Here is a 13,593-nt window from a genome sequence, read left to right on the forward strand (position 1 = left end):
CGCGGGTGCTGCCGGTGAAGCCCAGCGCATCCACGTCCATGTGCAGCGCCAGCGCCTCGCCGGCTTCATGGCCGTAGCCCGGCACCACGTTGAACACACCGGGCGGCAGGCCGGCTTCCAGCGCCAGTTCGGCCAGGCGCAGCGCGGTGTAGGGCGACTTCTCGCTGGGCTTGAGCACCACCGAGTTGCCGGTGGCCAGGGCCGGTCCCAGCTTCCAGGCGGCCATGATCATCGGGTAGTTCCAGGGCACCACCACGCCCACCACGCCCATGGGCTCGCGGGTGATCAGCGCCAGGGCCTGCGGACCGGTGGGCGCGATCTCGTCGTACACCTTGTCGATGGCCTCGGCATACCAGGCGATGGCCCGGGCCGTGGCCGGCACATCTACCGCCAGCGCATGGGCCACGGGCTTGCCCATGTCCAGCGATTCCAGCAGCGCCAGCTCTTCCCTGGCGGCCAGTATCAGCTCGGCCAAGCGCTGCAGCACCTTCTTGCGCGCCGCCGGTGGCTGGTGGGCCCAGCGCCCGTCGGCAAAGGCGGCGCGAGCGCTGTGCACCGCGGCGTCGATGTCGGCCGCCTGGCCGCGCACCACCGGGCCCAGCAGCCGGCCGTCGATCGGCGAATGCTTGGGGAAGCTCTCGCCGCCGAGGGCCTCGCGGCGCTCACCGGCGATCACGGCGCGGCCGTCGAAACGGACCGCGGCCGCACGGGCATGCCAGTCGATGGCAGCGGCAGGCTGGCTCATGCGTGCTCCTCGTGCGTCAGAACGCCACCACCAGCGAAGTGCCCAGCAGGTGGTTGCGACGCTTGAAGTCGCCGGTCTTCACATCCTCGAACACCGCGCGGTCGGCGCCGTCCAGGCGGTACTCCACCTTCACCGCGGTCTGCGGGTTGATGGCGTACTTCATGCCAAAGGTCAGCGCGTAGCGGTTGGCGCCGCGGTTCGGGTCGGCATCCAGGCCGGGGCCGATGCCGTTGCGGCTGTCGTTGAACTTGCCTTCTTCGGGGTTGTAGAAGCCGTTGTAGGTGTACAGCCCGCCGCCGTTCTTCTTGTTGTTGATGTAGTCGGCGCGCACCAGGGCCTGCAGCCGCGGCGTGACCATGTAGCCCATCAGGCCCGAGACGCCCCACCAGCTGGCGTCGCGCCAGTTGCCGTCTGCATCGGGCGTGATGGCGGCATCCTTTTGCTTGCCCACGCTGGCCTGGCCCTGGAAGGTCCACTCGCCGCGGGTGAAGAAGCCGTCCACCTCGAACAGGTGCGCAGTGGTGCTGCTGCCGGTGTTGGCGTTGGGCGACTTGCCGTGCAGGCCGGCAAAGCCGAAGCCGCTGAACTCGCCCTTGGCATAGTCGCCGCGGTAGACGATGACCGGCGACTTCTCGCCCGACACGCGGATGGGTGCGTTGACGTTGGCCACCATGCCCTTGAACAGCCACTTGTCCCATTGCTGCGTCAGCCCGACGCCGGTGTAGCCGGCGGGCAGGGTGAAGTCGTACAGCAGGTTGTGGGTGGTGAACGGGTTGAGCGTGGGCTGCTGATATTCATAGCCCGACCAGTCGGGGATCTGCCCGGCGATCAGCCGCGTCTGCAGGCCGCCCATGGGCACCGACACGCTGGCTTCCTGGATGATGCTCTTGCCGTCGATCAGCGCGCCCACGCCGCGGTTGGGCGACAGCGTCAGCTTCCAGATCGTGCCGCCTTCCATCTCCTTGGTGAGGTCGAGCACCGCCGCGCCGAAGTACGAGGTGTCGTAGAAGTAGCCGTCCGACTGCTGGTTCAGGAACTGGAAGCCCGAGCGGTTCTGCAGCTTGTTCCAGATGTAGGTGGGCTCGATGTAGCCGCTGATCTTCAGGTCCTTGAAGCCCAGGCGCTCGGTGTTGTCCTCGGCGGCATCGGCCTTGACCGTCAGCCGGTTCAGCTCGGCCGCCTGGTCGGGTGTCATGCCCCAGCTCGCGCCGGCGGGCGGCAGCTTGGCTTCGGTGTCCTTGAGCTTCTTTTCCAGCTCGCCGACGCGGGACTTCAGCTCGCGCAACTCCTGCAGCAGCTGCTCGTTGGTGGTCTGGGCGCCGGCCAGTGCCGGATACGCCAGTGCCACCGCGGTGGCCAGCAAGGTCAGGGAACGGTGCATCTTCATGGTTCTCTCCTACCGACTTGATTCTTGTGGGCGGCGGGCCCGGGCGGGCGCTCAGCCTCCCTCGCTGCGCGCCTGGTTCAGGGCCTTGGTGCGCTCGCGCTCGGCGCGGGCGATCAGGTAGCTGGCGATCAGCACGCCGATGGCCACCACGGTGATGATGACCGTGGCCATCGCGTTGACGCTGGGGTTCACGCCCAGGCGGGCGCGCGAGAAGATCACCAGCGGCATGGTGGTGGAGCCGGGCCCGGACAGGAAGGCCGACAGCACCACGTCGTCCAGCGAGATGGTGAAGGTGAGCAGCCAGGCCGACATCAGCGCCTGCGTGATCATCGGCAGCGTGACCAGGCGGAACACCTGCGAAGGCCGCGCGCCCAGGTCCATCGCCGCTTCTTCCAGCTGCGGGTTGAGGTCTTGCAGCCGCGACTGCACCACCACCGTGGCGTAGGCCATGCCCAGCAGCAGGTGGCCCAGCCAGATGGTGAGGGCACCGCGGTCGGGCCAGCCGACGCCGAACAGGCGCTCGGTGGCGTGCTGCACCGACACCAGGAACAGCAGCAGCGACAGGCCGACGATGACTTCCGGCATCACCAGCGGCGCGCTGACCATGCCCGAGAACAGCGTGCGGCCGGCAAAGCGCTTGTACTTGACCAGCGCGAACGCGGCCAGCGTGCCCAGGATCACCGAGAAGGTGGCCGTGAAAAAGGCAATCTTGAGGCTGAGCCACAGGCCGCCCAGCATCTCGCTGTCCTTCAGCAGGCCCGCATACCAGCGCGTGGTGAAGCCCGCCCACTGGTTGGGCACCGGCGAATCGTTGAACGAATACACCACCAGCGCCACGATGGGCATGTACAGGAACACGAAGCCGGCGGCCAGCCAGCCCTTGCCGAAGTGCCGCGCCACGCGGGGCCCCAGTGCGGTGCGGCTCATTTCGCGCCCTCCTGCGCTTCGGCCTGGTAGCGGTTGAAGAGGGCCAGCGGCACGATGATGAGCAGGATCATCACCACCGCCACGGCCGAGGCCATCGGCCAGTCGTTGTTGCTGAAGAACTCGTCCCACAGCACACGGCCTATCATCAGCGTCTCGGGGCCGCCCAGCAGCTCGGGGATCACGAACTCGCCGACGCAGGGAATGAACACCAGCATCGAGCCGGCGATGATGCCGGCCTTGGACAGCGGCACCGTCACCTTCCAGAAGGCCGTCCAGGGCGTGGAGCCCAGGTCGGCCGCCGCCTCCAGCAGCCGCAGGTCCATCTTCGAGAGGTTGGCGTACAGCGGCAGGATCATGAAGGGCAGGTAGGTGTAGGTCATGCCCAGCACCAGCGAGAACGGCGTGTTCATCAGCTTGCCCGGCGTGGCAATCAGCCCGCTGCTGGCCAGCAGCTGGTCGAGCCCGATGCCGATGATGAAGTTGGCGATCAGCCCGCCGTCACCCAGCAGGCCCTTCCAGGCATACACGCGCAGCAGGAAGCTGGTCCAGAAGGGCAGCATCACCAGCATCACCAGCGCCGGCTGCACCGTGCTCTTGGCCCGCGCCATGAAGTAGGCGAACGGGTAGCCGATGCCCAGGCACAGCAGCGTGGTGATGGCCGCGTACTTGAGGCTGCGCAGGTAGGTCAGGAAGTACAGGTCGTCCTGCGCGATGAAGGCATAGCTGCCCAGCCGCAGGCTGAGCTGCAGCACGCCGTCGGCATAGGTGACCAGGTCCTTGAAGGTCACGTTCTCCATCTCGGAGACGCTGATCTTCAGCACGATCAAGAAGGGCAGCAGGAAAAACGCCAGCAGCCACAGCGTGGGCACGCCGATGACCGCGGTGCGGCCCCGCAGCCCCAGACGCTGCCACCAGTGCAGGGGGAGTTCGGTGCTCATGCGCGCACTCCTATTGCGTCAACACCACCTGCGACGAGGGCGACCAGCTGGCCCAGGCGGTGTCGCCCCAGGTCAGCGGGTCTTCCGCATGCCGCTCGGCGTTCATCTGGCTGGCCTTGAACATGCTGCCGTCGGCCAGCTCCAGCCGGTAGACGGTGAAGCTGCCGAAGTAGGCCATCTCCTTGACGGTGCCGCGCAGCTTGTTGTGCGGGTCGTTCGGGCCCACGGGCTCTTCGCGCGTGACCTTGATCTTCTCGGGCCGCAGCGCCACCGTCACGGCCATGCCTTCGGTGCCGGTGATGCCGTGGCCCACGAAGTGGCTGCAGTTGGCGCACTGGATGACCACCGAGTCGGGCTGGTCATCGACCAGCGTGCCGGGCATCAGGTTCACATTGCCGATGAAGTCGGCCACGAAACGCGAATGCGGCGTCTCGTACACGTCGCCCGGCGTGCCCACCTGGGCGATGCGGCCTTCGGTCATCACCGCGATGCGCGAGGCCATGGTCATCGCCTCTTCCTGGTCGTGGGTCACCATCACGCAGGTCACGCCCACTTCCTCGATGATGTTGACCAGCTCGATCTGGGTTTCTTCGCGCAGCTTCTTGTCCAGCGCGCCCAGCGGCTCGTCCAGCAGCAGCAGCTGCGGCCGCTTGGCCAGGCTGCGCGCCAGCGCCACGCGCTGCTGCTGCCCGCCCGACAGCTGGTGCGGCTTGCGCCTGGCGTATTTGTCGAGCTGTACCAGCTTGAGCATCTGGCCCACACGTTCGGCGATGGCGTCCTTGGCCATGCCGTCGCGCCGCAGGCCGAAGGCGATGTTGTCCCACACCGTGAGGTGAGGAAACAGCGCATAGCTCTGGAACATCATGTTGATCGGTCGCTCGTACGGCGGCAGGCCGGCCAGGTCTTGACCATTGAGCACGATGCGGCCCGAGGTGGGCGTCTCGAAGCCGGCCAGCATGCGCAGCAGCGTGCTCTTGCCGCAGCCGGATGATCCCAGCAGCGCAAAGATCTCGCCCTTGGCGATGGAGAGGTTGACGTGGTTGACGGCGACGGTGCCGCCGAAGTCCTTGACCACGTCCTCGATGCGCAGGAAGTCTGCCTGCGCGGGCACAGCGCCACTCATGGGTGTCCGGCTCCTGGAATGTTCTTATCGATCTGTCAGTGCCGCGGGCCCCTCGTTGCCCGCGGCGATGGGCTTACATGCCCGTCTTGAACGAGGTGTACAGCCGCGTCATCGTGCGGCGGATGTCGCTGGTGAGCGCATCGGGCGCCTGCATCTTGGCCAGGTCGGTCGGGCTCAAAAACACCGAGGGGTTGTTGGCCACTTCGGGCTTGACCAGCTTGCGCGACTCGGCGTTCGGGTTGGCGTAGTTCACCTTGTTGCTCAGCCCCGCCGCCACTTCGGGCCGCAGGATGTAGTTGATGAACTTGTGCGCGTTGTCCGGGTGGGGCGCATCGGCCGGGATCACCATCATGTCGAAGAACAGGATGCCGCCGGTCTTGGGGATCAGCGCCTCGATCTTCTGGCCGGTCTTGCCGTCGATGGCGCGCTGCCGGGCGATGTTGATGTCGCCCGACCAGCCCAGCGCCAGGCAGATGCTGCCGTTGGCCATGTCGTTGATGTAGCCCGACGAGCTGAACAGCGTGACGTAGGGCCGGATGGTCTTGAGCAGCGGGCCCACGCCGGCATAGTCGGCCTGGTTGCGGCTGTAGGCCGGCTTGCCGAGGTAGTGCAGCGCGGCCGGCACCACCTCGGTGGGTGAATCGAGGAAGCTGACGCCGCAGCTCTTGAGCTTGCTGATGTACTCGGGCTTGAACACCAGGTCCCACACGTTGTCGGGCATGGGCATGCCGCCCAGCGCGGCCTTGACCTTGTCGACGTTGATGCCCACCGTGGTGTAGCCCCACAGCCAGTTCACGCCGAACTGGTTGCCGGGGTCGAGCTTGGCCAGCTGCGCCTGCAGCGCCGGATCCAGGTTCTTCAGGTTGGGCAGCTTGCTCTTGTCGAGCTTTTGCAGCAGCCCGCCATCGGCTTGCAGCTTGGCCCAGTACGACGACGGCACCACGATGTCGTAGCCCGTCTTGCCCGCCACCAGCTTGGCGTGCAGCACTTCGTTGCTGTCGAAGTTGTCGTAGCGGACCTTGATCCCCGTCTCCTTCTCGAAGTTGGCGATCGTGTCCTCGGCGATGTAGTCGGACCAGTTGTAGACGTTGAGCACCTTCTCTTCCTGCGCCTGTGCAGCGGTCAGGGCCACGGCGGACAACGTCAATGCGCCGAGGCAGCGCAACAGGGCAGGGGCGGGTCGTTTCATCGGTCGGTCTCCAAAGAAAGACTGGAGGTCAGTGGGGAAGTGATCAGACCCGCAAGATCAGCAAGATGCGGGCCGTGCGGCTGCGACGGACGGCCCGCGTGTGCCATCAGCGGTTGGCCTTGAAGTTGGTGAAGGTGCGCGTGACCAGACGCCGGGTGGCCTGCTCGGGCGCGCCCGGCGGAATCATCGTGGCCAGGCCCGCCTCGTCCACGAACACCGCCTTGTCCTTGGCGATCTCGGGTTTGACGAAGGGCAGCGACGCCTTGTTCGGGTTGGCGTAGAACACCGCGTTGGTCAGCGAGGCATGCACCTCGGGCTTGAGGATGTAGTTGATGAACGCATGCGCGTTGTCGGCGTTGGGCGCGTCCTTCGGGATGGCCATGGTGTCGAAGAACAGCAGTCCGCCGGTCTTGGGCAGCAGCACCTGCAGGTTCTGCGGCTTCTTGGCCTGGGCCGACTTGTTCTTGGCGATCATGATGTCGCCCGACCAGCCCACCACCGCGCAGATGTTGCCGCGGGCCATCTGCTCGATGTAGTCGCTGCCCGAGCCGGCGAAGCGGGTGACGAAGGGCCGCACCTTCTTGAGCATGTCGCCGGCGGCGGCGTAGTCGGCGGCTTCGTTGCTGTACGGGTCCTTGCCCACGTACTTCAGCGCGATGGGCATCACCTCGGAGGCGCTGTCCAGGAAGGTGATGCCGCAGGCCTTGAGCTTGCTGGCGTACTCGGGCTTGAACACCAGGTCCCAGGCGTTGTCGGGCATGGGCATGCTGCCCAGCGCGGCCTTGACCTTGTCGGCGTTGATGCCCACGGTGGTGTAGCCCCACAGCCAGTCGACCAGGTGCTCGTTGCCGGGGTCCACCTTGGCCAGCTGCGCCTGGATCGCGGGGTCCAGGTTCTTCAGGTTGGGCAGCTTGCTCTTGTCCAGCTTCATCAGCAGGCCGGCCGCGATCTGCATCTTCGCGAAGTGCGAGCCGGGCACCACCACGTCGTAGCCCGACTTGCCGGCCACCAGCTTGGCATGCAGCGCCTCGTTGCTGTCGAAGTTGTCGTACCGGACCTTGATGCCGGTTTCCTTCTCGAAGTTCTTGATCGTGTCGGGGGCGATGTAGTCGGCCCAGTTGTACACGTTGACCACCTTTTCCTGGGCGCCGGCGGTGGCGGCGATCAGGGACAGCGCCACGGCGCTCAGGCTTCGACGGAACACGGGATTCATGGTGGCGGAACTCCAGGAACTAGGGGGATGGGCGCCAGTTTAGGGCTTGCGCCCCAGAGGCCCGGCAGGGCCGGGCCTGCCTGCCGTCACACCCAGCCCTGGCGCTGGCAGTCCTGCAGCGTCAGGTCCAGGCAGCGCCGGATCAGCGCCGCCATCTCGTCGATCTGCGCCCGGGTGATCACCAGCGGCGGCGCGATGATCATGCGGTCGCCCACCGCCCGCATGATCAGCCCGTTGGCAAAGCAGTGGCCGCGGCACACCATGCCCACCGACAGCGATTCGTCGAAGCGCTGGCCGCGGGTGCCGGTGCCCTTGCCGTCGCGCCGGCCCAGCTGCAGCGCCGCCATCAGGCCGCAGGTCTGTGTCTCGACCACCAGCGGGTGGTCGGCCAGCTGCGCATACAGCTCGGCCAGGCAGGGGCCGGTGTCGTCGTGCACCTGCTGCACCAGGCCCAGCTGCTGGATGAGCCGGATGTTGGCCAGCGCCACAGCACAGGCCACCGGGTGGCCCGAGTAGGTGTAGCCGTGCTCGAACTCGCCGCCTTGCTCGATCAGCACCTTCGCCACCCGGTCGCCCAACAGCACGCCGCCCAGCGGGATGTAGCCCGAGGTCACGCCCTTGGCGAAGGTGATGAGGTCGGGCTTGAAGCCGAAGCGCTGGCAGCCGAACCAGTGGCCGGTGCGGCCGAAGCCGCAGATCACCTCGTCGCTGACCAACAGCACACCGTACTTGTCGCAGATGCGCTGGATCTCGGGCCAGTAGGTCTCGGGCGGCACGATCACGCCGCCGGCGCCCTGCACCGGCTCGCCGATGAAGGCGGCCACCTTCTCGGGGCCGACGGCCAGGATCTTCTGCTCCAGCCAGCTGGCGGCCACGCGGCCGAATTCTTCGCGGCTCATGTCGCCGCCGTTCTCGAACCAGTGGGGCTGCTCGATGTGCTGGATGCCGGGGATGGGCAGGCCGCCCTGGGCATGCATGCCGCTCATGCCGCCCAGCGAGGCGCCAGCCATGGTGGAGCCGTGGTAGGCGTTCTTGCGGCTCAGGATGACCGAGCGCTGCGGCTGGCCCAGCACGTCCCAGTAGCGGCGCACCATGCGCACGATGGTGTCGTTGCCCTCGGAGCCCGAGCCGCTGAAGAACACGCGGCTGAAGCCCGGCGGGCTGACTTCGGCCAGCAGCTCGGCCAGCTCGATGGCCGGCGGCGTGGCCGTCTGGAAGAACGCGTTGTAGAAGGGCAGCTGGCCCAGCTGGCGCGTGGCGGCGTCGATCAGCGCCTGCTGGCCGTAGCCCACGTTGACGCACCACAGGCCGCTCATCGCATCGAGGATGCGGTGGCCGTCGCTGTCGGTCAGGTAGATGTTCTCGGCCTGCGTGATGATGCGCGAGCCCTTCTTGGCCAGCGCCTGAAAGTCGGTGAACGGATGCAGGAAGTGCGCCGCATCGGCCGCCTGCCATTGCTGGGTGCTGCGCGAGGCGGACATGGTGGTGGAAGTCATGGTCGATCCTTCACTCAAGACCAGCGCGCGGATGAGACGCGACGCTGGCAGATGGTCTTCAAGCAGCCACCGTGGAACCGGCTTGGCCGGGCCACCGGTGGCGCCCCCTGGGGGTGCGCCGCAGGCGCTCCGGGGGGTCTACACGTGCAGCAACAGGTGTTCGCGTTCCCAGGGTGAGATCACCTTCATGAACTCGGCGTACTCGATCTCCTTGATCTCGGTGTACACGGTGACGAAGGACTCGCCCAGCACCTGGGCCAGGTCGCTTTCGGCCCGCAGCAGGTGCAGCGCTTCGCCCAGGCTGCGCGGCAGCGAGAACTCGCCCAGGTAGGCGTCGCCCTTGCACTCCGGCGTCGGGTCGATGCGGTTCTTGATGCCCAGGTAGCCGCAGGCCAGCGTGGCCGCCAGCGCCACATAGGGGTTAGCGTCGGCGCCGATCACGCGGTTTTCCACCCGGCGCGCGGCCGGGCCGGCCACCGGGCTGCGGATGCCCACGGTGCGGTTGTCGGTGCCCCACTGGATGTTGATGGGCGCCGCATTGCTGCGCACCAGCCGGCGGTAGCTGTTGACGTAGGGCGCAAACAGCGCCATGGCCGCCGGGATGTACTTCTGCAGCCCGCCGATGTACCAATAGAACTCGGGGCTGGGCGTGCCGTCTTCATTGCTGAAGAGGTTGCGGCCGGTGGCCTGGCTGACGATGCTCTGGTGCACGTGCATCGCGCTGCCGGGCTCGCCGGCAATCGGCTTGGCCATGAAGGTGGCGAACATGCCGTGGCGCATCGCCGCCTCGCGCACCGTGCGCTTGAAGAAGAACACCTCGTCGGCCAGGCCCAGCGGATGGGCGTGGAAGAAATTGATCTCCATCTGGCCCGCGCCCACCTCGTGGATCAGCGTGTCGACGTTGAGCTCCATCTTCTCGCAGTAGGCGTAGACGTCCTCGAACAGCGGATCGAATTCGTTGACGGCATCAATCGAATAGGCCTGGCGCGAGGTCTCGGCGCGGCCGCTGCGGCCGATGGGCGCCTTCAGCGGCACGTCGGGGTCGGTGTTGCGGTCGACCAGGTAGAACTCCAGCTCGGGCGCCACCACCGGCTCCCAGCCTTCGGCCGCATACAGGTCGCACACGCGGCGCAGCACCGAGCGCGGCGCAAACGGCACCAGCGTGCCTTCGCGGTCGAAGCAGTCGTGGATGACCTGCGCCGTGGGGTCGGTGGCCCAGGGCACGATGCGCACGCTGGTCGGGTCCGGCCGCAGGTGCATGTCGCGGTCGGTGGGGTTGATGACGTCGTAGTACGGTCCCTCTTCAGGGAACTCGCCCGTCACGCCCATGGCCACCACGGCCTCGGGCAACCGCATGCCGCGGTCTTCGGTGAATTTCTCGCGCGGCAGGATCTTGCCGCGCGCCACGCCGGTGAGGTCGGGCACCAGGCACTCGATCTCCGTCACGCGGTTCTTGTCGAGCCATTGTTCAAGCTCGCTGAAGGTGTAGCTGTCTCTGACCACCATGGGGCACCTGTTCGTCTGTCGTGCCGCCTTGCGGGCGGCGGCACCTTGGCCCTGGGGAAGGACGGACGCGGGGGCCGCGCCCGGTTCAGAGGCTTGGGGGTGGGCGATGACGATCGCGGTAGGCGGTGCAGGCTTCGCCGAAGGCGCCGAACAGCTGGCGCGAGATGGGGTTGCTGGCGGCCAGCCACTCGGGGTGCCACTGCACGCAGAGGTTGAAGCCCGCGGCTTCGATGCTGAAGGCCTCGACCAGGCCATCGGGTGCGCGGGCCTGCACCTGCACGCCCGGCGCCAGGCGGTCCACCGCCTGGCCATGCACGGAATTGACGCGGAAGCGCTGCTCGCCGGTGATGCGGGCCAGCAGGCTGCCGGGCTCGACCAGCACGTCGTGCGAAGGGCCGTACTGCACCTCCACCGGCTGGCTGTCATCGGCGCGGTGGTCGTGGTGCGGCGGTACGTCGTGCACCGCCTGGTGCAGCGTGCCGCCCAGGGCCACGTTGGCTTCCTGTGCGCCGCGGCAGATGGCCAGCAGCGGAATGCCCCGCTGCAGCACACGCGGAATCAGCCGCAGCGTCCAGGCATCACGCTCAGGGTCCAGCGGCAGGCTGGCGTCCAGCACCTCTTGCCCGAAGTGGCTGGGATGCACGTTGGAGGGAGAGCCGGTGAGCAGCACGCCATCGGCCAGGTCCAGCAGCGCGTCGATCTCGTCGGGTTCAACGCCGGGGACGATCAAGGGCTGGCATTGCGCCAACCGCACACCATCGACGTACTTCTTGCCGGCGATGTGGAAAGGATGGTTGCCGAGCACCCGGTTGCAGGCAGGAACCAGCACCACGGGTTTGGCAGGAGACTTCACAGCAGTCAGAGGCAAGCTCATGGGCAGTGGCGATGCAGCAAGTGTGCCAACAAGCAAGCATTTGCGCATGCGGGCTTGGCCGGATGGCGCACACATGAAGTGCTCACAGCAAGTCCCTCAAGCGGTAGTACGCCATCGCCAGCGCCAGGGCCGGCATGCGCAACAGCCGGCCGCCCGGAAACGCCCGGTGCTGGAGCTGCGCGAACACGTCGAAGCGGCCGGCATCACCGGCCATGGCCTCGGCCACCACCTGGCCGGCCAGGCCGGTGAGCGCCAGGCCATGGCCCGAGAAGCCTTGCAGGTAGTACACGTCGCGGCCGATGCGGCCGAAGTCGGGCGCTCGGCTCATCGAGATGTCGACAAAGCCGCCCCAGGCGTACTCGACCTTCACGCCCGCCAGTTGCGGGAAGGTGCCCACCATCTGCTGGCGCATGCCTTCGGCCAGGTCGGCCGGCGTTTGCGCGGTGTAGCTGGCGCGGCCGCCATACAGCATGCGGTGATCGGCCGTGGGGCGGAAGTAGTCCAGCACGAAGTTGTTGTCGCACACCGCCGCGCCGCAGGGCACCAGGGCTTGCGCACGCTCGGCGCCCAGCGCCTCGCTGCACACGATGTAGGTGCCGACCGGCATCACCCGCGGCGACAGGCGCGGCGCCAGCCGCGGCGAAAACTCCTGCAGGTACACATTGCCGGCCAGCAGCACCTGGCGCGCCAGCACGCTGCCTTGCGCGGTGCGCAGGCGCTGGCCGCCGGCCTCGGGCTGCATGGACGTGACGGCGCTGCCCTCATGCAGGCGCACGCCCAGATCCAGGGCTGCGCGAGCCAAACCTTGCGTGTACTTCAGCGGATGCAGGTGGCCCGAGCGCGGGTCGTAGGCCCCGGCCACGTAGCGCGGGCTGTCGATCCAGCGCGGCAGCTCGGCCTGTTCGATCCACTGCTGCGCATAGCCGTAGTGCTGCGCCAGGTGGTCCACGCCTTCACGCAGCGCGCGCGCCTTGCGCGGGTTCACCGCCACGCCCAGGTAGCCGTCGCGCCATTGCGCATCGATGCCGAATCGCGCGCAGCGATCATGGATGAGGTCGATGGCCTGCAGCGTCATGTCCCACACGCGGCGGGCTTCATGCAGGCCCAGTTCGGCCTCGATGCTGGCCTGGTCGGCGGCCAGGCCATGAATCACCTGGCCGCCGTTGCGGCCGCTGGCGCCAAAGCCGATGTGCTGGGCTTCCAGCAGCATCACGTCCAGGCCCCGCTGCCGCAGCTCGATGGCCGCCGACAGGCCGGCCAGACCACCGCCGACGATGGCGACGTCGGCCTTTGCATCGCCCAGCAAGGGCGCATGGGCTGCGCCACGCGGGGCCGTGGCGTCGTAGTAAGACAGCCGCGTCAGCTCACGGTCGGTCTCGAGGAAGCCCATGCGATGGCAGCGTCCTTCAGGCCACGCGAGCGATGGCGGTGCGCAGGGTGGCGACGATGCGGTCGATGTGCTCGCGCTCGATGATCAGCGGCGGCGACAGCGCGATGGTGTCGCCGGTGGTGCGGATCATCAGCCCCTGTTCCCAGCAGTAGAGGAAGACGTCGAAGGCCCGCTTGCCCGGCTCTCCGGCGCGGGGTGCCAGCTCCACGCCGCCCACCAGGCCGATGTTGCGGATGTCGATGACGTTGGGCAGGCCCTTGAGGCTGTGCAGCGACTCGGCGAAGTAGCCCTGCAGTTCGCCCGCACGGGTCAGCAGGCCTTCTTCGGCATAGGTGTCCAGCGTGGCCAGCGCGGCGGCGCAGGCCAGCGGGTGGGCCGAGTAGGTGTAGCCATGGAAGAACTCGATCAGGTGCTCGGGCCCGTTCATGAACACGTCGTGGATCTTCTGCTTCGCGAACACCGCGCCCATCGGCACGCAGCCGTTGGTCAGGCCCTTGGCCACCGTCATCAGGTCGGGCGTCACGCCGAAGGTCTGCGCCGCGAAGGGCTGGCCGGTGCGGCCGAAACCGGTGATCACCTCGTCGAAGATCAGCAGGATGCCGTGCTTGTCGCAGATCTCGCGCAGGCGCTGCAGGTAGCCCTGCGGCGGAATCAGCACGCCGGTGGAGCCGGCCACCGGCTCGACGATGATCGCGGCCACGTTGCTCGGGTCGTGCAGCGGCAGGATGCGGGTCTCGAGCTCGACCAGCGGGTCCTCGGCCCACACCGGTTCCTGGTTGTGGATGTAGGCGTTGTTGACCGGGTC

General features: G+C 67.4%; 12 protein-coding genes. All 12 read right to left on the reverse strand.

Going from position 1 to position 13,593, the window contains the following annotated elements; genetic code table 11:
- A partial coding sequence (locus ABNT58_RS03525) for an aldehyde dehydrogenase family protein (RefSeq protein WP_348752130.1) occupies nucleotides 1–745 on the reverse strand: 745 nt, incomplete at its 3' end.
- 16 nt (nucleotides 746–761) lie between these two features.
- Nucleotides 762–2,132, reverse strand: a complete 1,371-nt coding sequence (locus tag ABNT58_RS03530) for a DUF3138 family protein (RefSeq protein ID WP_348752131.1) — start codon at nucleotides 2,130–2,132, stop codon at nucleotides 762–764.
- 51 nt (nucleotides 2,133–2,183) lie between these two features.
- The gene (locus ABNT58_RS03535) at nucleotides 2,184–3,059 is read right to left on the reverse strand and encodes an ABC transporter permease subunit (RefSeq protein ID WP_348752132.1); all 876 of its coding nucleotides are present in this window, start codon (nucleotides 3,057–3,059) and stop codon (nucleotides 2,184–2,186) included.
- Entirely contained in the window at nucleotides 3,056–3,997 is a 942-nt protein-coding gene (locus ABNT58_RS03540; RefSeq protein ID WP_348752133.1) for an ABC transporter permease subunit, read from the reverse strand. Before ABNT58_RS03540 ends, ABNT58_RS03535 begins: the two co-directional genes overlap by 4 nt.
- A gap of 10 nt (nucleotides 3,998–4,007) precedes the next feature.
- Nucleotides 4,008–5,120: a polyamine ABC transporter ATP-binding protein gene (potA, locus tag ABNT58_RS03545; protein ID WP_348752134.1), complete on the reverse strand. Its 1,113-nt coding sequence runs from the start codon at nucleotides 5,118–5,120 to the stop codon at nucleotides 4,008–4,010.
- A gap of 73 nt (nucleotides 5,121–5,193) precedes the next feature.
- Nucleotides 5,194–6,309, reverse strand: a complete 1,116-nt coding sequence (locus tag ABNT58_RS03550; protein ID WP_348752135.1) for a polyamine ABC transporter substrate-binding protein — start codon at nucleotides 6,307–6,309, stop codon at nucleotides 5,194–5,196.
- A gap of 106 nt (nucleotides 6,310–6,415) precedes the next feature.
- Complete coding sequence (locus ABNT58_RS03555; RefSeq protein ID WP_348752136.1) at nucleotides 6,416–7,522, reverse strand: polyamine ABC transporter substrate-binding protein; 1,107 nt, start codon at nucleotides 7,520–7,522, stop codon at nucleotides 6,416–6,418.
- A gap of 86 nt (nucleotides 7,523–7,608) precedes the next feature.
- Nucleotides 7,609–9,003: an aspartate aminotransferase family protein gene (locus ABNT58_RS03560; RefSeq protein ID WP_348752141.1), complete on the reverse strand. Its 1,395-nt coding sequence runs from the start codon at nucleotides 9,001–9,003 to the stop codon at nucleotides 7,609–7,611.
- Nucleotides 9,004–9,156: 153 nt separating this feature from the next.
- Nucleotides 9,157–10,524, reverse strand: a complete 1,368-nt coding sequence (locus tag ABNT58_RS03565; RefSeq protein ID WP_348752137.1) for a glutamine synthetase family protein — start codon at nucleotides 10,522–10,524, stop codon at nucleotides 9,157–9,159.
- 85 nt (nucleotides 10,525–10,609) lie between these two features.
- A complete protein-coding gene (locus tag ABNT58_RS03570; protein ID WP_348752138.1) occupies nucleotides 10,610–11,377 on the reverse strand; it encodes a gamma-glutamyl-gamma-aminobutyrate hydrolase family protein in 768 nt (255 codons plus the stop codon).
- Nucleotides 11,378–11,480: 103 nt separating this feature from the next.
- Nucleotides 11,481–12,788, reverse strand: a complete 1,308-nt coding sequence (locus ABNT58_RS03575; RefSeq protein WP_348752139.1) for an FAD-binding oxidoreductase — start codon at nucleotides 12,786–12,788, stop codon at nucleotides 11,481–11,483.
- Nucleotides 12,789–12,804: 16 nt separating this feature from the next.
- Nucleotides 12,805–13,593, reverse strand: a 789-nt coding sequence (locus tag ABNT58_RS03580) for an aminotransferase class III-fold pyridoxal phosphate-dependent enzyme (protein ID WP_348752140.1), incomplete at its 5' end; no start/stop codon positions are given.

This window comes from uncultured Aquincola sp. (assembly GCF_964001545.1).
Taxonomy (GTDB): Bacteria; Pseudomonadota; Gammaproteobacteria; order Burkholderiales; family Burkholderiaceae_C; genus Aquincola.